Origin of the sequence: Klebsiella sp. YJ (assembly GCF_002108615.1) — a bacterium.
GTDB lineage: Bacteria > Pseudomonadota > Gammaproteobacteria > Enterobacterales > Enterobacteriaceae > Klebsiella > Klebsiella planticola.
In genome coordinates this window covers 166,154-184,360 of sequence record NZ_MTEG01000005.1, presented here as the reverse complement: position 1 = coordinate 184,360, position 18,207 = coordinate 166,154, and the positions used below count along the sequence as shown (strand labels likewise).

Genomic DNA, 18,207 nt, shown 5'->3' with positions numbered 1-18,207 from the left:
GGACTTAGCGATCATTACGCTTCCGCAACCTCAAATTAACGTCAAAATCAACCCTTGTACTCAAAAGAATCCTTACTAAAATACTCACCATATAGCGTTTCTTTTATCTACAACCCCCTACATATAGTATTTATCCACAGAGTTAGTCACAACGGCGTTCTGTGGATAAGCGGGGGATATTTTCTCTCACGGACAGGTATAATCCACATGAATCAGAGTCTGCTGGTGACAAAGCGTGACGGTAGCACCGAGCGCATTAATCTCGATAAAATCCACCGTGTACTGGATTGGGCGGCAGAAGGACTGAATAACGTTTCGATTTCTCAGGTAGAACTGCGCTCTCACATTCAGTTTTACGACGGCATCAAAACCGCCGATATCCACGAAACCATCATTAAGGCAGCCGCGGACCTGATCTCCCGCGAAGCGCCGGATTACCAGTATCTCGCCGCGCGCCTGGCCATCTTCCATCTGCGTAAAAAAGCCTACGGCCAGTTTGAACCGCCTGCGCTGTACGACCACGTCACCAGGATGGTGAAAAAAGGTAAATACGATACTCATCTGCTGGAAGACTACACGGAAGAAGAGTTCAAGCAGATGGATTCGTTCATTGTTCACGATCGCGATATGAGTTTCTCCTACGCTGCCGTTAAGCAGCTGGAAGGCAAATATCTGGTCCAGAACCGCGTCACCGGCGAAATTTACGAGAGCGCCCAGTTCCTCTATATTCTGGTTGCCGCCTGCCTGTTCTCCAACTACCCGCGCGAGACGCGTCTGGACTACATCAAGCGTTTCTATGATGCCGTCTCCACCTTTAAAATCTCGCTGCCGACGCCGATTATGTCCGGCGTGCGTACCCCAACGCGTCAGTTCAGCTCCTGCGTGCTGATCGAGTGCGGCGATAGCCTCGACTCCATCAACGCCACCTCCAGCGCCATCGTGAAATATGTTTCCCAGCGCGCAGGTATCGGCATTAACGCCGGCCGTATTCGTGCGCTGGGCAGCCCGATCCGCGGCGGCGAAGCGTTCCACACCGGCTGTATTCCGTTCTATAAGCATTTCCAGACCGCGGTGAAGTCCTGCTCGCAGGGCGGCGTACGCGGCGGTGCGGCGACGCTGTTCTACCCGATGTGGCATCTGGAAGTCGAAAGTCTGCTGGTGCTGAAAAACAACCGTGGTACTGACGCCAACCGCGTTCGCCACATGGACTACGGCGTACAGATCAACAAACTGATGTACACCCGCCTGCTGAAAGGTGAAGACATTACCCTGTTCAGCCCGTCCGACGTCCCGGGTCTGTATGACGCCTTCTTCGCCGATCAGGACGAATTCGAACGTCTGTACACCCTGTACGAAAAAGACGACAGCATTCGTAAGCAGCGCATCAAAGCGGTTGAGCTGTTCTCCCTGATGATGCAGGAACGCGCCTCCACCGGCCGTATCTACATTCAGAACGTTGACCACTGCAACACCCACAGCCCGTTTGACCCGGTGGTGGCGCCGGTTCGCCAGTCCAACCTGTGCCTGGAAATCGCGCTGCCGACCAAACCGCTGGATGACGTCAACGACGAAAACGGTGAAATCGCGCTGTGTACGCTGTCTGCCTTTAACCTTGGCGCCATTGAAAGCCTCGACGAGCTGGAAGAGCTGGCGGTACTGGCGGTGCGTGCGCTGGATGCCCTGCTGGATTACCAGGACTACCCGATTCTGGCGGCTAAACGCGGCGCGATGGGCCGTCGTACGCTGGGCATTGGCGTAATCAACTTCGCCTACTACCTGGCGAAGCACGGTAAACGCTACTCTGACGGCAGCGCCAACAACCTGACGCATAAAACCTTTGAAGCGATTCAGTACTACCTGCTGAAAGCGTCAAACGAGCTGGCCATTGAACAGGGCGCGTGCCCGTGGTTCAACGAGACCACCTATGCTCAGGGCGTGCTGCCGATCGATACCTATAAAAAAGATCTCGATGCCATCGTCAACGAGCCGCTGCACTACAACTGGGAAGCGCTGCGCGAGTCCATTAAAGAGCACGGCCTGCGTAACTCCACGCTCTCCGCGCTGATGCCGTCAGAGACCTCTTCGCAGATTTCCAACGCTACCAACGGTATTGAGCCGCCGCGCGGACATGTCAGCATTAAAGCCTCGAAAGACGGCATTCTGCGTCAGGTGGTACCGGACTACGAAAAACTGCAGGGCAACTACGAGCTGCTGTGGGAAATGCCGAACAATGACGGCTACCTGCAGCTGGTGGGTATCATGCAGAAGTTTATCGACCAGTCGATTTCGGCCAACACCAACTATGACCCGACGCGTTTCCAGTCGGGTAAAGTGCCGATGCAGCAGTTGCTGAAAGACTTGCTCAATGCCTATAAATTCGGCGTAAAAACTCTGTACTATCACAACACCCGTGATGGCGCGGAAGATGCCCAGGACGATCTGGCGCCGTCCATCCAGGACGACGGCTGCGAAAGCGGCGCATGTAAGATTTGATAATATTGCCCGGCGGCGCGTTGCTTGCCGGGCCTACGGTCTATTGTAGGCCGGGTTAGCGAAGCGCCACCCGGCGTATAATTCCAGGACAGGATCCCCACTCATGGCATACACCACTTTTTCACAGACGAAAAACGATCAGCTGCTTGAGCCGATGTTTTTTGGCCAACCGGTTAACGTCGCCCGTTACGATCAGCAAAAATATGACATCTTCGAAAAGCTGATCGAAAAACAGCTCTCCTTCTTCTGGCGTCCGGAAGAAGTTGACGTCTCCCGCGACCGTATCGACTATCAGGCGCTGCCGGAACACGAAAAACATATCTTCATCAGCAATCTGAAGTATCAGACGCTGCTGGACTCTATTCAGGGCCGTAGCCCGAACGTCGCCCTGCTGCCGCTGATTTCGATTCCGGAACTGGAAACCTGGGTAGAAACCTGGGCATTCTCAGAGACGATTCACTCGCGCTCCTACACCCATATCATCCGTAATATCGTCAACGACCCGGCGATGGTCTTCGACGATATCGTCACCAACGAGCAAATCCAGAAACGCGCGGAAGGTATCTCCCACTACTACGATACGCTGATCGAGCTGACCAGCTACTGGCATCTGCTGGGTGAAGGCACGCACACCGTCAACGGGAAAACCATCACCGTTAACCTGCGCGAGCTGAAAAAGAAACTCTACCTGTGCCTGATGAGCGTCAACGCGCTGGAAGCGATTCGCTTCTACGTCAGCTTCGCCTGCTCCTTTGCATTCGCCGAGCGTAAGCTGATGGAAGGCAACGCCAAAATCATCCGGCTGATCGCCCGTGACGAAGCGCTGCACCTGACCGGCACCCAGCACATGCTGAATCTGCTGCGCTCCGGCGTCGACGACCCGGAAATGGCGGAAATTGCCGAAGAGTGTAAGCAGGAGTGCTACGATCTGTTCGTGCTGGCGGCACAGCAGGAGAAAGAGTGGGCGGATTATCTGTTCCGTGACGGTTCAATGATCGGTCTGAACAAAGATATTCTCTGCCAGTACGTGGAATACATCACCAATATCCGCATGCAGGCGGTGGGTCTCGATCTGCCCTTCCAGACCCGCTCCAACCCGATCCCGTGGATCAACACCTGGCTGGTGTCCGATAACGTGCAGGTTGCGCCGCAGGAAGTGGAAGTCAGCTCCTACCTGGTTGGCCAGATCGATTCCGAAGTCGATGCCGACGATCTGAGCAACTTCCAGCTCTGATGAAACGCATTTTTCTGAAAATCTCTGACACTCGCCTTGAGTGTCAGGATGAACACCCTTCCCTGTTGGCCGCCCTGGAATCACATAATATCGACGTGGAGTATCAGTGTCGCGCCGGCTATTGCGGATCCTGTCGCACGCGGCTGGTTTCCGGTCAGGTTGACTGGCTGACCGAGCCGCTGGCGTTTATCCAACCGGGAGAGATTTTGCCCTGCTGCTGCCGGGCGAAGGGTGATATAGAAATCGAGATGTGATTGTGTCGGGCGGCGCTTCGCTAACCCGACCTGTAAAACCGCAGTTCACAGGCCGGGTAAGGCGCAGCCGCCACCCGGCAATTTCAGCGTTTATCCTTCAAAAAGCTCACCGCCTTATCCGGGAAATCCGTAAACAGCCCGTCCACGCCCGCCTGGTTATACAGCAGGTCGTAAAGCTGATTCACATCCGTGGTATATTCCGGCAACTGGTCTGCCCGGACGGTGTACGGATGCACCTGCATTTTGCTCTCATGCGCCTCTTTCACCATCTCGTTTAGCACAACCTGACCCGGCCTGGAATTCGCCGCCACCAGCATATGGTAGTCCGGGCCAATTCCGTCGGCATATTGCGCAATCTGCTGCATCGCGCCGGGCTTAAACATCCAGTCATAGCTGTAGTTAACCCATTTGCCGTCCGCCTGGCGTTGCCGGGTTTCGTTCCAGTCGGTGTAAGCGATCAGCTGCACCAGCTTCAGGTCCATCCCCATCTTCGGCTCCAGCTCATGCTTAATACGCTTGAGCTCGTTAGCATCAAAGCACTGCAGATAGATCTTATCCTGCTTGCGAGTATACCCGTATGTCTTCAGCACCTGCAGGACGCTGGCGGCGATATCCTTGCCTTCCTGATGGTGGAACCACGGCGCCTTAATTTCCGGGTAGATACCAATATTTTTCCCCGTTGAATGGTTCAGCCCCTGAACAAACTCGATCTCCTCTTCAAAAGTATGAATGCGGAAGTCCGATTTCCCCATCGGGAAGCGGCCAGGGAAGGTCTGTACATGCTTGCCGTCCTTCGGCTCAAACCCTTCGCTGAACCGCAGCGATTTTATCTCCGCCAGGGTAAAGTCGATGGCGTAGAAGCGGCCATCCTGCCGCGCGCGCTGCGGGAAACGCTCCGCGACGTCGGTCACCCGATCGAGATAGTGGTCATGGAGCACCACCAGCCGATCGTCTTTGGTCATCACCAGGTCCTGCTCAAGATAATCGGCGCCCTGAGCGTAGGCCATCGCTTTTGCCGGCAGCGTATGCTCCGGCAGATAGCCGCTGGCGCCCCGGTGGGCGATGACAAGCTTATCCGCCGCAGAGGCGGAAAAGCTCAAAGTAGAACCGGCCAGTAAAATCCCCGTCATTAACGTTGTGGCTAGCGTTTTCATGCGCATTCCTTAAGCCTGTTTCAGTTGTTGGTGATGGCGTTTTTCGCCAATCATCACCACCACCAGCAGTAGAACCGCCAGTACGCTGCCGCCAATCATCACCATGAAACCGCCGTCCCAGCCGAAGAAGTCAACGGTATAGCCGACGATCGCGCTGGCGGCAACGGAACCGCCCAGGTAGCCAAATAAACCGGTAAAACCTGCGGCAGTGCCAGCCGCTTTTTTCGGCGCCAGCTCAAGGGCATGCAGGCCAATCAGCATCACCGGGCCATAGATCAGGAAGCCAATCACAATCATACAGGTCATATCGATACCCGGGTTACCCGGCGGGTTGAGCCAGTAGACAACGGTCGCAATCGTCACCAGCGTCATAAAGAAGACGCCGGTGGCTCCGCGATTGCCCTTAAACACCTTGTCGGACATCCAGCCGCAAATCAGCGTGCCTGGAATCCCCGCATACTCATATAAAAAGTAGGCCCAGGAGGATTTATCCAGCGCAAAGTGCTTCACTTCTTTCAGGTAGGTCGGCGACCAGTCGAGGATGCCGTAGCGCAGCAGATAGACAAAGACGTTCGCCACGGCGATATACCACAGCAGCTTGTTCGGCAGGATATACTGCTTAAAGATCTGGCTGGCGGTCAGCTCCTGTTCATGCTTTTCGCTGTAATCATCAGGATAGTCATTTTTATACTCTTCAATCGGCGGCAGGCCGCAGGACTGCGGCGTATCGCGCATCATCGCGAAGGCAAACACCGCCAGCAGAATCGCGCCGAATGCCGGCATATACAGCGCCGCGTGCCAGTCGTTAAACCAGGCCATCCCCAGCAGGAACAACAGCGGTGGGATCCCGCCCCCCACGTTATGCGCGCAGTTCCACACCGAGACAATGCCGCCGCGTTCTTTCTGCGACCACCAGTGCACCATCGTCCGCCCGCACGGCGGCCAGCCCATCCCCTGGAACCAGCCGCAGAGGAACAGCAGCACGAACATCACCATAATGCTGGAGGTCGCCCAGGGTACAAACCCCATCACCAGCATCACCAGCGCGGCCAGGATCAGCCCCGCGGGCAGAAAAATGCGCGGATTCGAGCGATCCGATACCGACCCCATGATGAATTTCGAAAATCCATAGGCGATCGAAATACCGGAGAGGGCGAAACCGAGATCGCCGCGGGAAAAACCTTGCTCCACCAGATAGGGCATAGCCAGAGCAAAGTTCTTACGCACCAGATAGTAAGCAGCGTATCCAAAGAAAATACCGATGAAAATTTGCCAGCGCAGTCGGCGGTACAGCGGATCGATTTCCGCCGCGGGCAAACGCGCTTTGTGCGGCGCAGGTTTAAAAATAGTTAACATAGCAGCCTCCGTGGCCATCTCTTCTCTACTGACAGCGATAAGAAAAATCTAATCTAATCACCCACTTCTGATGAGCCGGGATGGTAGGCAAAGCTGGCCCTGGATACTGTGAAACATCGCACGCTTTGTTACAAAAATATGACAAAACATTCCATTATGAGCATGAAATCACATAACCCGCTCGAATAACGCGCGAATATGCTCGAAATCAAACAATACCCACTATTTGTATGGCTAAATGGCGTAAAACGAACATAGAGGGACTTGGAGATGGCCGATAGCGGTGAATGTGATGTCATCATCATTGGCGGCGGCGCCACCGGCGCAGGGATCGCGCGCGACTGTGCGCTTCGTGGGCTGCGCGTGACGTTAGTGGAACGCCACGATATCGCCACCGGGGCGACCGGGCGCAATCATGGGCTGTTGCACAGCGGCGCGCGCTATGCCGTAACCGATGGCGAATCGGCCCGGGAATGCATCAGTGAAAACCGCATCCTGCGCCGCATCGCCCGCCACTGTATTGAGCCCACTAACGGACTGTTTATCACCCTTCCCGAGGACGACCTGGCCTGGCAGCAGACCTTTATCAGCGCCTGTCAGCAGGCCGGTATCGAGACCCGCCAGCTGTCGCCAGCGGAAGCGCTGCGTATTGAGCCGACCGTGAATCCGACTCTGCTCGGCGCCGTTCAGGTCCCCGATGGCACCATCGACCCGTTTCGCCTTACGGCAGCCAACATGCTCGACGCCCGGGAACATGGCGCGACCATTCTGACCGGTTGTGAAATTACCGGGCTCATCCGCCGTGGAGAACGCGTTTGCGGGGTCGAGTTTTATGATCATCAACAGCGTGAGAGACGCACGCTGTACGCCGGTGTCGTGGTCAATGCCGCCGGGATCTGGGGACAGCGGATCGCGGAATATGCCGATCTGCGCATCGCCATGTTCCCGGCCAAAGGATCGCTGCTGATCCTCGACCACCGTATCAACCGGCAGGTCATCAACCGCTGCCGCAAACCCGCCGATGCCGATATTCTGGTGCCCGGAGATACCATTTCGCTGATTGGCACGACGTCGGAACATATCCCTTACGACGAAATTGATGACAACCGGGTCACGACGGCCGAAGTCGACACCCTGCTGCGGGAAGGGGAAAAACTGGCTCCGGTACTTGGGCGTACTCGCGTGCTGCGCGCCTATTCAGGCGTGCGTCCACTGGTGGCCAGCGATGATGACCCCAGCGGACGCAGCGTCAGCCGCGGTATCGTTCTGCTCGACCACGCCGGACGCGACGGCATGGAGGGCTTTATCACTATTACCGGCGGCAAGCTGATGACCTACCGTCTGATGGCGGAGTGGGCCACGGATGCCGTGTGTCGTAAGCTGGGCAACAGCGTCCCCTGCTCTACCGCCGACACTCCGCTTCCGGGCTCAACGGAGCCCCCCGAAGTCACGGTAAAAAAAATCATCTCGCTACCCGCGCCGCTGCGCGGTTCCGCCCTCTACCGCCACGGCGACCGCACGCCTGCCTGGCTGGGCGATACCCGCCAGCATCGCAGCTTAATCTGTGAATGCGAGATGGTGACCGCCGGAGAAGTACAGTACGCGGTGGAAAACTTAGCGGTTAACAGCCTGCTCGATCTACGTCGCCGTACGCGCATCGGCATGGGCACCTGCCAGGGAGAGCTGTGCGCCTGCCGGGCGGCCGGGCTTCTGCAACGGTTTAACATCACCACTCCCGCCCAGTCGCTGACCCAGCTTTCCGATTTTTTAAACGAGCGCTGGAAAGGTGTGCAGCCCATTGCCTGGGGCGATGCGCTCAGGGAAAGTGAATTCACCCGCTGGGTCTATCTCGGACTGTGCGGGCTGCCAAAGGAGTCTCAGGATGAAATTTGATAGCGTGATTATCGGCGGTGGCCTCGCGGGCCTGCTCTGCGGGCTCACGCTTAATCAGTTCGGCCTGCGTTGCGTCATCGTCAGTCGGGGTCAAAGCGCGCTGCACTTTTCTTCCGCTTCGCTGGATCTGCTCTGCGCCCTTCCCGATGGGGAACGCGTCAGCGAGGTGGCTCACGGGATCGCCCGCCTGGCAGAACAGCATCCCGAACATCCCTATGCCATGCTGGGCGCCGATCGGGTGATGGCATACGCCGCGCAAACCGAGGCGCTGCTGGCCGCCAGCGGGATCGCGATGCGCGGCGAGGCCAGCCAACCGCATGAGCGCGTGACGCCGCTGGGCACCCTGCGCCCGACGTGGCTTTCGCCGCAGGAAGTTCCCGTGGCGCCACTCTCCGCAGGAAGCGTTGGCGTCGTGGGTATCGGCGGGTTCGCCGACTTCCAGCCGCATCTGGCCGCCGCCTCGCTCACCCGGCAGGGGGTAAAAGCGACGGCGACCGAGATAGACTTACCGGTACTGGATGTTCTGCGGGATAACCCGAGCGAATTTCGCGCGGTGAATATCGCCAGAATGCTCGATGAACCGTGTCATTGGCCCGCGCTCCTCGCCGCGTTACGTCCGCTGGCGCAGGCGCACGACCTGCTGATCATGCCCGCCTGTTTCGGTCTGAACGACGCCGGGCTGTATAGCTGGCTACAGGAACAGCTGCCCTGCCCGCTGCGCCTGCTGCCGACGCTGCCGCCTTCGGTTCCCGGCATGCGCCTGCATAACCAGCTTCAGCGTCGTTTTATTCGGACCGGTGGCACCTGGCTGGCTGGCGATGAAGTCACGCGGATCGGCCATCAGGAGGGGAACGTCAGCGAAGTCTGGACCCGGCAGCACGGCGATGTTCCGCTGCGTCCCCGTTTTGCAGTTCTGGCCAGCGGCAGTTTCTTCAGCAATGGCTTGATCGCCGATAAAGAGCGCGTTCGGGAGCCGATTCTCGGCCTCGACCTTCAGCAGACTACCCCGCGCGAGAACTGGTATCAGCGCGATTTCTTTGCTTCGCAACCCTGGCAACGCTTCGGCCTGAAAACGGATACGATGCTGCGCCCGCTGCTCGACGGCCAGCCGCTGGGCAACCTGTTCGCCATCGGTTCGCTACTGGGCGGTTTTGACGCCATCCAGCTGGGATGCGGCGGCGGCGTTTGCGCGGTCACCGCGCTCCACGTCGCGAAACAGATTCATGACCTTGCCGGAGGCACGCGATGAACGATACCCGCTTTGAGAGCTGCATTAAATGTACCGTTTGTACGACCAGCTGTCCGGTCAGCCGGGTTAATCCCCGCTATCCGGGCCCGAAACAGGCGGGTCCGGACGGTGAGCGCCTGCGGCTGAAGGACGGGGCACTGTACGACGAAGCCTTAAAATATTGTATTAACTGCAAGCGCTGTGAAGTCGCCTGTCCCTCTGATGTAAAAATTGGCGATATTATCCAGCGGGCACGGGCGCAGTACAGCCAGCAAAAACCGACGCTGCGCGATGCTATCCTCAGCCATACCGACCTGATGGGCACTCTCTCCACGCCGTTTGCCCCGCTGGTCAACGTCGCAACGGGCCTCAAGCCGGTGCGCCGGCTGCTCGATGCGACGTTAAAGATTGACCACCGGCGAACGCTGCCGAAATACGGTTTCGGCACTTTTCGCCGGGCTTACCGCCAGCAGGCGGACCGCCAGGCGCAGTTCAGTGAGCAAGTGGCGTTTTTTCACGGCTGTTACGTCAACTACAACCATCCGCAGCTTGGCCACGATCTCATCCGCGTGCTGAACGCGATGGGCACCGGCGTACAGCTGTTAAGCAAAGAAAAATGCTGCGGCGTGCCGCTTATCGCCAACGGCTTTTTTGCCAAAGCCCGCCGCCAGGCGCAGAGCAACGTCGCCGCCATGCGAGAGACTGCGCTGCCGGTCATTGCCACCTCATCAACCTGCGCTTTTACCCTGCGCGACGAATACCCGCATCTGCTGGATGTCGATAATCAGGACCTTCGCGACCGGGTTGAACTGGCCACCCGCTGGATCTGGCGCCAGCTTGATGCCGGGCGAACCCTGCCGCTTCGGCCGCTGCCGCTGAAGGTGGTTTATCACACGCCGTGTCATATGGAGAAGATGGGCTGGTCGCTGTATACCCTCGAACTGCTGCGGCTGATCCCGGGTTTACAGCTGGAAGTGCTGGATTCGCAGTGCTGCGGTATCGCCGGCACCTACGGGTTTAAATCGGAAAACTACCCCTCTTCTCAGGCCATCGGCGCACCGCTGTTCCGGCAAATTGAGGAGAGCGGTGCCGACCTGGTGATCACCGATTGCGAAACCTGCAAATGGCAAATCGAGATGTCCACCAGCAAACGCTGTGAACATCCCATCACTTTGCTGGCGCAGGCGCTGACCTGATATCGGCGCCAGAACCGAGTGAAATCAATGGGCGATGACAAATCCGCTGTGAATACTGTCGCCGTGTTTTTGCCGGGTGGCGGCTAACGCCTGACCCGGCCTACGGGTGCTTGCGAATTGGGTATTAGCATCGCCCTGACTGACGACCTGCCTGGCGCCATATGCGGATCTCGTAGGCCCGGTAAGGTGCAGCCGCCGGGACTTTACTTGATTCCAGCATCCTGGACTCCAATCCTGAGTACTGGAATCAGTGTTGCGGTTGTCCGGGGGGTAAATTGTCAGCGACCTCAAATGGCGACGCTATTCCAGCAGAGTGGACGTTCGGCGGGAGGAAAAGGCGAGATGGCGCACGGAATATTTAAAAGCAAGTACAACCGGCTGGACCGATCGCGCGTCGGGAGGAGTTCCCGACGCAGAGGTTTGTTTAAACCGAGAGAGATTCGACGACGTTAATCCAACCGTGTTCGCCGGCGACCGGCTGACCGTTCAACCAACGGCGCAGCATATTCAGCGCCATCATGGCACAGACTTCCTGACGAACCGCCAGGCTGTAGCGCGTGGCGCTGAATTTGACCCGTAGCGCATGGGTGCCTTCCGGCGTCGAGAGGACGAAATTCAGGTGATCGGCTTCCTGGCCGCTCACCGCCAGTGCCAGACCGGCGAAATGATTGACCCGCCGTTCTGCGGCCCAGCGAGCAGACTGCGCCAGCGACTCCTCCTGGCAAGGGACGACTTCGCTTGCCAGCAGCGGCGCATTTGCCCGCGAAAGCTGAAGCGCCAGCAAACCGCCGGTAAACTGTTCACTCAGCGTCAGACTCAGCTGGCGCTCCTGTAAACAACGCGCGATCTGCGCGGGCAGCCCTTCGGTGCCCTCGAAAATCATGCTCTCTCCCGCCACTTTTTTCACTTCCGGCCATATCGCCAGCATCGCTTCGCGCTGCTCCGCCGGCCCGGTGAGCTTCAGCTCAATAATCGGCATTGAAGAACGGTAGCCCATGACGACGCCCGGCGGCAGCTCCAGCGGATCGAGGCTTTGCGCCAGATCGCTTTCCGAACGGCCAAAAGTCGTCAGACGCAGACACAGCGGCGGTGCAGAGAGCGGGAAACGCTCACGCAGGCGGGGTAAAATTTCCTGCTCGACCATGACTTTGAATTCCGACGGGACGCCGGGGGTGAAAAACATCAGACAGCGGTTAAGCTGAACGGCAAAACCGCAGGCCGTCCCCACCGGATTATTGATCATCTCCGCGCTGGCGGGGATCTCCGCCTGCTTGCGGTTGCTTGCGGCCATCGGGCGACCGCGCTCGGCAAAGAAACGGGTCATCGTTTCCAGCCACGCTTCGTGCAGAATCAGTCCTTCGCCCTTGGCGGTCGCTGCGGCCAGCGCGCTCAGATCGTCACTGGTTGGCCCCAGGCCGCCGTTGACGATCAGCACATCCGCCTGTTCACTGCGTTCACGTAACACCGTGACCAGGGAATCAAGGTCATCGCCCACGGTGTTGCGGCGCGTTAACGGTAATCCCTGATTGAAAAAGAAATCGGCCAGCCACGCGGCATTGGTATCGACGATTTGCCCGTGCAACACTTCATCGCCGGTGGACAGCATTTCCACATTTATCATTATTCACTTCACTCCTTGCCTGCCAGGTGGCAATACTATAGCGCAAGGCGCAGGCGGAGTAGACAGGAATACGGCGCGGGAAAGGTTCGCGCCGTTGCGGGATTAGAAGCTGGCGCTGACGCCGAGGTACGGGCCGTCTGCAATCGTGCTGTCTTTGTTGCCGTCTTTCCCTTCGAGGTTCAGATAACGATAACCGGCTTCGATGCTCAGAGGACGCATAATCGTCCAGCTCGCACCGGCGTTGGCTTCCTGATAGCTCTGAATACCGCTGGAGAGTGAATCCGGGGAATAATAGTATTCGCCGAACAGACGGAAGCTGTCGCCAATTTTCCACTGCAGGCCGCCGCCGACGGCCGCCGCATACCCTTCATCGCCGCTCTTCGGGTTGGTGTAAACGCCCTTGCCGCCAACCGTCGCGAGGAATGGCCCCAGCGGAATATTCAGACCAAGACCTAAACCCGCCGCGTCGCCGTCATTGTCGCTGTGCATCCAGTTGCCGGTCACTGCCAGACCAGATGACTCAGTCCCGAAACCGACGCCAAGGTTGGTGTAGTGCTCGCCAGCCTGCCCGGTTACGCTGATGGCATTTGCCGCCGTAGAGACGAACATCATGCCGGCAAGACCTAATAAAATGCTCTTTTTCATTTTTACTCTATCCAGAAAACAAGAATCAAAAAAGTCCCAAAAACCGCAGAATTGTACTGCCGAACGCTGAGGAATCAATGCACTAAAATGACCTTTACTCTCGTGATTGTAACCAGTTGCTACGGATAGCGTCGGCTAAATACGGACAATGCAGCTTGCGGTTTAGCGAGACGGCTCGCAAACTGGTGCTCCAACACCTTTTTCCTACCGTTTAGTCAAGGAGATCACCATGCGCCAAAGGACCATCGTCTGCCCGCTGATTCAGAATGAGGGCCACTATCTGCTCTGCAAAATGGCTGACGATCGCGGCGTTTTTCCCGGGCAGTGGGCACTTTCCGGCGGCGGCGTTGAACCGGGCGAACGTATTGAAGAGGCGCTACGTCGGGAAGTTAGTGAGGAGCTTGGCGAGGCGTTGCAGCTGACGCAGATTACGCCGTGGACCTTCAGCGATGATATTCGGGTCAAAACCTATGCCGACGGCCGTCAGGAAGAGATATATATGATTTACCTGATTTTTGACTGCCTCAGCGCCAATCGCGAAATCACCCTCAACGACGAGTTTCAGGCGTATGCCTGGGTGAAACCGCAAGATTTGCACCGCTACGATCTGAACGTCGCGACCCGCAAAACATTAACCCTGAAAGGCCTGCTCTGAGCGACCCGGCGCCGCGGCCAGAAAACGCAGTCTGACTTTCAGGCCGCCCAGCGTTTCGCTGCGCAGCAGCTGCGGGTGACTGCGATGCAGTCGGGCAATATCCGTCACCAGCGCCAGCCCGAGACCCGCACCGGGGTTATCCCCGACATTTTCCAGGCGCTGAAATGGCAGCAGCGCCTGCTGAATCTGGTCATCCTCAATACCCGGGCCACTGTCTTCGACCTCCATGACGACGCCTTCTCCATCGCGACGCAGGCTCAGCGTCACCGTTCCGTTTGCCGGCGTGTAGCGAATTGCGTTATCCAACAGATTGGCGCACAGCTCAGCCAGCAGGACGCCGTCGCCGGCGATCATGACCGCGGACCGTTCGCCCTCATAACCGAGGTCGATATTTTTACTGCGCGCCTGGGTAATCCGCGAAAAGCAGCTGTTTTGCACGATGTCCTGAAGATCGACGGCCAGGAAGGCCCGATCCCCCTGCTCTTTACCTTTAACGCTCGCCAGCTGCAGCAGACGTTCGGTCAACATAATCGTCCCATCGAGCGTGGTACGCATGGCCTGCAGACTTTCACGCCACAGCTGCGGGTCATCGCTGGCCAGCGCGACGGAGGCCTGGGTCTTTAAAACCGCCAGCGGCGTCTTGAGCTGATGGGAGGCGTCGGCGCTAAAGCGCTCCTGCCGTGAAATCATCACTCGCAGCCGGTCAATATAGCGGTTAAATGCCACTATCAGCAGCCGGGTTTCTGACCACGGCAGCAGTTCCGGCAGCGGCGTCAGCAGGCCAGGTTCGCGCCGGACCATCAGCGCCGAGAGCTGGCGCATCGGGCGCAGCACGCGCCGCAGCAGCCAGCCGGTCAGCACCAGCGTCAGCAGCACCAGCAGCCCCTGCGATACCCAGGAAGAGAACAGCAGCTGCCCGGCAAGCCAGCGCCGCGACTGCAGGGTCTCAGCGATATAGATTTCCGCCATCCCGAGAATGCCCCCTTCGTTGATCGGCTGCAGCAGCCGCGCCACGCGAATGGCCTGGCCACGATATTCGGTGTGGTAAAACCATGCCAGCGCCGGATAGAGCGTCGTGCGCGAGGTTGCCGGCGGCATGGCGGGCAAATCATCAAAACCTGAAATCACCTTCCCGTCCGGGTCCACCACCTTGTAATACAGGCGGTCGTTCATGTTGAGCTCAAAACTATCCAGCACGACCCAGGGCACGTTGACCTCCAGCCGCCCCTCGCGCACCACCAGCCGTTCCGCCACGGTGCGGGCCGAGGAGAGCAGCGTCCGGTCATAGGCCTGCGTCGCCGCCTGGAGCGCGCTCACATAGCTGTTGAATGCCGACAATCCCCACAGCAGCACCAGCGGCAGCCCGAGAAACAGCATCAGTTGGGCAAACAGCGACTGCGGCTTACCCCACTTCATGACCGCCCTCCAGCACATAGCCGAGCCCACGCAGCGTGGTAATCCGCACGTCGCTGTCCTGTAGCTTTTTCCGCAGCCGATGGACATAGAGTTCGATACTTTCCGGACTCACTTCGTCATTCAGACTGAAGACCTGCTCAAACAGCTGCTGGCGTGAGACGGGTCGGGAACGACGAAACATCAGCACCGTCAATAGCGCCTGCTCGCGCGGGGTTAGCGACAACCGCTGTCCTCGCAACAAAAAATACCCCTCATCGCGATACTCCAGCTCGCCCAGCTGCTGTACTTCATGCACCTGACCTTCGCTGCGCCGTAGCAATGCCCGCAGCCGCGCGTCCAGTTCCTCAAGCTCAAAGGGCTTCGGCAGATAATCATCGGCGCCGACGTTCAACCCTTTAACCCGATCCGCTACCGCGCTGCGTGCCGTCAGCAACAGTACCGGTAGCGTCTGCCCGCGTTTGCGCAGCCGCTGAACCACTTCCAGTCCGTCGAAACCGGGCATCCCGATATCCAGCACCGCCAGCGCGTATTTTTCACTTTGCAGCAGATGGTCAGCCGCCCGACCATCGAAGACGCAGTCGACGGCAAACCCGCCCTGTACCAGCGCTTTTTCCAGCCAGTGGGCCAGTTCACGATTATCTTCAGCTAATAAAAGGCGCATTGTGGTGATATCTCCATGTTTATCGGCACGGCAATCGGCAGGACTGACTTTGGTTCCGTGGTCACCCATTGGCGCAAGCATCCATCACAGCGCGACGAGCAACAAAAAGATGAGAATGACAAAATGAAACAAATATGCAACATCGACGCAGCTGATTTGTAAGCGGTTTAACACTCTGAACAAAGAGGGCGATCGCTCTCCCCACCGTCTGCCGCTATTCAGCCCGCAGATAGCCGTCAACGCGCTTGCGGGAAACCCAATTCGCCATCTGTTTATTCTCATGCATATTCTGACGAAATTAACTTTAAATCATCATTAAATACGCTGACTTTATTATTCATTCAGCGCAAAATAACATTATAAGAACGCCCAATATTATAGAGATCATAAGAATGTACTAATTATGTTCATTACTGTATGAATGGGAATAACATTTGATGAAGATCATACTTTCACCGGATAAATATCCCGATACTGAAAATGAAAAAACACCACACTATCAATGGACTAATAGCATGGTTAATATTTTATTTTTAATTCTCGCCGTCGTACTGCTGGCCGTATCCGTATTTTCCCTGTACTCATATCTGAAAGATATCCGCAGAACAAAACGTGTATTTATAAAAAATCGCAGATAAGTGCTCAGCCTCATTCATAATACATTCGGCTGAATCTGGTACTTTCCTGCGCCTGCTCAGCTGATCCCACCGGCGATTTATGCTGCTCAATCCCTGGGCCAGTTCTGGCCCGTTTTATCGTGCTTCGCATTTCCCATCGCCGGAAATAACCCCGCCGCTGATGCCTCCCTGTCGCTGAGGGAAATAAGAGAGATCTATCACATCCTGTAAAGTTATCCCGCGACTGAAAGGGAAATGAAAGGTTGTTGATTTAACAATTGCGCAACCAAACAGTCCGACATTGTTCCACATAACCAGAATAAACCAACCCTGTACCCGACTGAGGAAGCCCATGAACACACCATTCCTTCGCCATCTTAGCGCACTCGCGCTATGCCTCTGCAGCGTCTCAGCGTATGCCGCCGAAGCCCCTTCCCGTACCGAATGTATTGCGCCGGCTAAGCCCGGCGGCGGCTTCGATCTGACCTGCAAACTGATTCAGGTCAGCCTGATGGAAACAGGGGCGATCGCTAAACCGATGCGGGTCACCTACATGCCCGGCGGTGTCGGCGCGGTCGCCTACAACGCCATCGTCGCACAGCGTCCGGGCGAGCCGGGCACCGTTGTCGCCTTCTCCGGCGGTTCGTTACTCAATTTATCGCAAGGTAAATTTGGCCGCTACGGCGTCGATGATGTCCGCTGGCTCGCCAGCGTAGGTACCGATTACGGGATGATTGCCGTGCGCGCCGACTCTCCGTGGCAGGACCTCCCTTCGTTTATGGCCGCAATGGAAAAAGATCCCGCCAACATCGTCATCGGCGCCGGCGCCTCCATCGGCAGCCAGGACTGGATGAAGGCCGCGCTGATGGCGCAAAAAGCCCATGTTGACCCGCATAAAATGCGCTACGTCGCTTTTGAGGGCGGCGGCGAACCGGTGACCGCGCTATTGGGAAACCATGTTCAGGCGGTCTCTGGCGATCTGAGCGAAATGGTGCCCTATCTGCAAGGCAACAAAATTCGCGTGCTGGCGGTCTTCTCCAGTGAACGGCTGCCCGGCGCGCTGGCCAATGTCCCGACCGCTAAAGAGCAGGGTTACGATCTGGTCTGGCCGATTATTCGCGGCTTTTACGTCGGTCCGAAGGTCAGCGATGCTGACTACCAGTGGTGGGTCGAGGAGTTCAACAAGCTTCAGCAGACCGAGGAGTTCAAAAAACAGCGCGAACTGCGCGGCCTGTTTGAGTTCAACCTGAGCGGCGAAGCGCTCGATGCCTACGTGAAGAAACAGGTCAACGACTATCGCGAACAGGCCAAAGCCTTTGGTCTGGCGAAATAATCTGCGGAGGTTGCCATGAGCGATCGTATTTTTGCCAGTATCTGGCTGCTGCTCTGCGCGGGGGGGATGTTCGTTGCCTGGCAGATTCACAGCGAGTACGCCTATGAACCCGTTGGTCCTCGCCCGTTCCCGCTGGGGATTATCGGCCTGATGCTGCTGTGCTCGGTCCTGCTGTTATTACGCCGCCCCGACGCGGTGACGTGGCCCGGGAAGCGAGTTTTACAACGCTTGTTAACCATGGTGGTGGTTCTGGTGGTCTATGCATGGGGATTTGAATGGCTTGGTTTCCCGCTGGCCACCGCCTTGCTGACCGCCGTCATTGGCCTGCTGTTTGGCGCCACGCTGCCTGCCACCGCCGCGGCCGGGGTGGTGATGGGCGCGGCCCTGTGGTACGCCTTTGACACCCTGCTCGATGTCACGTTGCCGCTCGGCATCTGGTTAAGTTAACGGA

The 18,207-nt window shown here is 57.4% G+C and carries 17 protein-coding genes; 11 read left to right on the top strand and 6 right to left on the bottom strand.

Features of this window, described 5'->3' with window-relative positions:
* The first annotated feature begins 207 nt into the window (after positions 1-207).
* The 3 genes from nrdA (at position 208) to yfaE (ending at position 3,981) form a co-directional block, all read left to right on the top strand.
* Positions 208-2,493: a class 1a ribonucleoside-diphosphate reductase subunit alpha gene (gene nrdA, locus BV390_RS06760; protein ID WP_032699089.1), complete on the top strand. Its 2,286-nt coding sequence runs from the start codon at positions 208-210 to the stop codon at positions 2,491-2,493.
* A gap of 103 nt (positions 2,494-2,596) precedes the next feature.
* A complete protein-coding gene (gene nrdB, locus BV390_RS06755; protein WP_032686662.1) occupies positions 2,597-3,727 on the top strand; it encodes a class Ia ribonucleoside-diphosphate reductase subunit beta in 1,131 nt (376 codons plus the stop codon).
* Positions 3,727-3,981: a class I ribonucleotide reductase maintenance protein YfaE gene (yfaE, locus tag BV390_RS06750; RefSeq protein ID WP_004201692.1), complete on the top strand. Its 255-nt coding sequence runs from the start codon at positions 3,727-3,729 to the stop codon at positions 3,979-3,981. Before nrdB ends, yfaE begins: the two co-directional genes overlap by 1 nt.
* Positions 3,982-4,064: 83 nt before the next feature.
* Here the strand turns inward: yfaE and glpQ are convergent, their stop codons facing one another.
* A complete protein-coding gene (gene glpQ / locus BV390_RS06745) occupies positions 4,065-5,135 on the bottom strand; it encodes a glycerophosphodiester phosphodiesterase (RefSeq protein WP_085396736.1) in 1,071 nt (356 codons plus the stop codon).
* A 9-nt stretch (positions 5,136-5,144) separates the two neighbouring features.
* Complete coding sequence (glpT, locus tag BV390_RS06740; protein WP_032686660.1) at positions 5,145-6,491, bottom strand: glycerol-3-phosphate transporter; 1,347 nt, start codon at positions 6,489-6,491, stop codon at positions 5,145-5,147.
* Positions 6,492-6,761: 270 nt separating this feature from the next.
* On the opposite strand from glpT, the gene glpA reads away from it, so the two are divergent.
* From glpA to glpC, 3 genes are read left to right on the top strand one after another with little or no spacing between them, the layout of a single operon-like run.
* Positions 6,762-8,384: an anaerobic glycerol-3-phosphate dehydrogenase subunit A gene (glpA, locus tag BV390_RS06735; protein ID WP_032699088.1), complete on the top strand. Its 1,623-nt coding sequence runs from the start codon at positions 6,762-6,764 to the stop codon at positions 8,382-8,384.
* Complete coding sequence (gene glpB / locus BV390_RS06730; RefSeq protein WP_085396735.1) at positions 8,374-9,633, top strand: glycerol-3-phosphate dehydrogenase subunit GlpB; 1,260 nt, start codon at positions 8,374-8,376, stop codon at positions 9,631-9,633. The genes glpA and glpB overlap by 11 nt, the downstream gene beginning before the upstream one ends.
* Entirely contained in the window at positions 9,630-10,808 is a 1,179-nt protein-coding gene (glpC, locus tag BV390_RS06725) for an anaerobic glycerol-3-phosphate dehydrogenase subunit GlpC (protein ID WP_032699086.1), read from the top strand. Before glpB ends, glpC begins: the two co-directional genes overlap by 4 nt.
* 424 nt (positions 10,809-11,232) lie before the next feature.
* Here glpC and BV390_RS06720 read toward each other — a convergent pair whose 3' ends face one another.
* Together BV390_RS06720 and BV390_RS06715 are read right to left on the bottom strand one after the other, a co-directional pair.
* Positions 11,233-12,429 (bottom strand): nicotinamide mononucleotide deamidase-related protein YfaY, encoded by a 1,197-nt coding sequence (locus BV390_RS06720; protein ID WP_004864909.1) that lies wholly within the window; start codon positions 12,427-12,429, stop codon positions 11,233-11,235.
* Between the two features lie 102 nt (positions 12,430-12,531).
* Positions 12,532-13,074, bottom strand: coding sequence for a YfaZ family outer membrane protein (locus tag BV390_RS06715; RefSeq protein ID WP_004864911.1), 543 nt, complete (start codon positions 13,072-13,074; stop codon positions 12,532-12,534).
* A 229-nt stretch (positions 13,075-13,303) separates the two neighbouring features.
* Between BV390_RS06715 and nudI the strand changes: the two genes are divergently transcribed.
* Positions 13,304-13,729: a nucleoside triphosphatase NudI gene (nudI, locus tag BV390_RS06710; RefSeq protein WP_004864913.1), complete on the top strand. Its 426-nt coding sequence runs from the start codon at positions 13,304-13,306 to the stop codon at positions 13,727-13,729.
* Here the strand turns inward: nudI and BV390_RS06705 are convergent.
* Complete coding sequence (locus BV390_RS06705) at positions 13,706-15,145, bottom strand: sensor histidine kinase (protein WP_004864915.1); 1,440 nt, start codon at positions 15,143-15,145, stop codon at positions 13,706-13,708. The two genes, nudI and BV390_RS06705, sit on opposite strands and share 24 nt — an antisense overlap.
* The gene (gene tctD / locus BV390_RS06700) at positions 15,132-15,806 is read right to left on the bottom strand and encodes a transcriptional regulator TctD (RefSeq protein WP_004864917.1); all 675 of its coding nucleotides are present in this window, start codon (positions 15,804-15,806) and stop codon (positions 15,132-15,134) included. Before tctD ends, BV390_RS06705 begins: the two co-directional genes overlap by 14 nt.
* Before the next feature lie 15 nt (positions 15,807-15,821).
* Between tctD and BV390_RS31110 the strand changes: the two genes are divergently transcribed.
* The 4 genes from BV390_RS31110 (at position 15,822) to BV390_RS06685 (ending at position 18,203) form a co-directional block, all read left to right on the top strand.
* Entirely contained in the window at positions 15,822-15,968 is a 147-nt protein-coding gene (locus BV390_RS31110; protein ID WP_155117247.1) for a hypothetical protein, read from the top strand.
* A gap of 275 nt (positions 15,969-16,243) precedes the next feature.
* On the top strand, positions 16,244-16,444 hold the full coding sequence (locus tag BV390_RS31905) for a small membrane protein (protein ID WP_369804295.1): 201 nt from the start codon (positions 16,244-16,246) through the stop codon (positions 16,442-16,444).
* Positions 16,445-16,775: 331 nt separating this feature from the next.
* A complete protein-coding gene (locus BV390_RS06690; protein WP_004865070.1) occupies positions 16,776-17,756 on the top strand; it encodes a Bug family tripartite tricarboxylate transporter substrate binding protein in 981 nt (326 codons plus the stop codon).
* A gap of 15 nt (positions 17,757-17,771) precedes the next feature.
* Positions 17,772-18,203: a tripartite tricarboxylate transporter TctB family protein gene (locus tag BV390_RS06685; RefSeq protein ID WP_004865072.1), complete on the top strand. Its 432-nt coding sequence runs from the start codon at positions 17,772-17,774 to the stop codon at positions 18,201-18,203.
* The last annotated feature ends 4 nt before the right edge of the window (positions 18,204-18,207 follow it).

Bases quoted from the DNA above. Each gene is read 5' to 3' on its own strand.
- BV390_RS06690 (WP_004865070.1), top strand. From the start codon at position 16,776: ATGAACACACCATTCCTTCGCCATCTTAGCGCACTCGCGCTATGCCTC.
- glpC (WP_032699086.1), top strand. From the start codon at position 9,630: ATGAACGATACCCGCTTTGAGAGCTGCATTAAATGTACCGTTTGTACG.
- glpQ (WP_085396736.1), bottom strand. From the start codon at position 5,135: ATGAAAACGCTAGCCACAACGTTAATGACGGGGATTTTACTGGCCGGT.
- nudI (WP_004864913.1), top strand. From the start codon at position 13,304: ATGCGCCAAAGGACCATCGTCTGCCCGCTGATTCAGAATGAGGGCCAC.
- BV390_RS31905 (WP_369804295.1), top strand. From the start codon at position 16,244: ATGAAGATCATACTTTCACCGGATAAATATCCCGATACTGAAAATGAA.
- tctD (WP_004864917.1), bottom strand. From the start codon at position 15,806: ATGCGCCTTTTATTAGCTGAAGATAATCGTGAACTGGCCCACTGGCTG.
- BV390_RS31110 (WP_155117247.1), top strand. From the start codon at position 15,822: ATGTTTATCGGCACGGCAATCGGCAGGACTGACTTTGGTTCCGTGGTC.
- yfaE (WP_004201692.1), top strand. From the start codon at position 3,727: ATGAAACGCATTTTTCTGAAAATCTCTGACACTCGCCTTGAGTGTCAG.
- nrdB (WP_032686662.1), top strand. From the start codon at position 2,597: ATGGCATACACCACTTTTTCACAGACGAAAAACGATCAGCTGCTTGAG.
- glpA (WP_032699088.1), top strand. From the start codon at position 6,762: ATGGCCGATAGCGGTGAATGTGATGTCATCATCATTGGCGGCGGCGCC.
- glpT (WP_032686660.1), bottom strand. From the start codon at position 6,491: ATGTTAACTATTTTTAAACCTGCGCCGCACAAAGCGCGTTTGCCCGCG.
- BV390_RS06720 (WP_004864909.1), bottom strand. From the start codon at position 12,429: ATGATAAATGTGGAAATGCTGTCCACCGGCGATGAAGTGTTGCACGGG.
- nrdA (WP_032699089.1), top strand. From the start codon at position 208: ATGAATCAGAGTCTGCTGGTGACAAAGCGTGACGGTAGCACCGAGCGC.
- BV390_RS06715 (WP_004864911.1), bottom strand. From the start codon at position 13,074: ATGAAAAAGAGCATTTTATTAGGTCTTGCCGGCATGATGTTCGTCTCT.
- BV390_RS06685 (WP_004865072.1), top strand. From the start codon at position 17,772: ATGAGCGATCGTATTTTTGCCAGTATCTGGCTGCTGCTCTGCGCGGGG.
- glpB (WP_085396735.1), top strand. From the start codon at position 8,374: ATGAAATTTGATAGCGTGATTATCGGCGGTGGCCTCGCGGGCCTGCTC.
- BV390_RS06705 (WP_004864915.1), bottom strand. From the start codon at position 15,145: ATGAAGTGGGGTAAGCCGCAGTCGCTGTTTGCCCAACTGATGCTGTTT.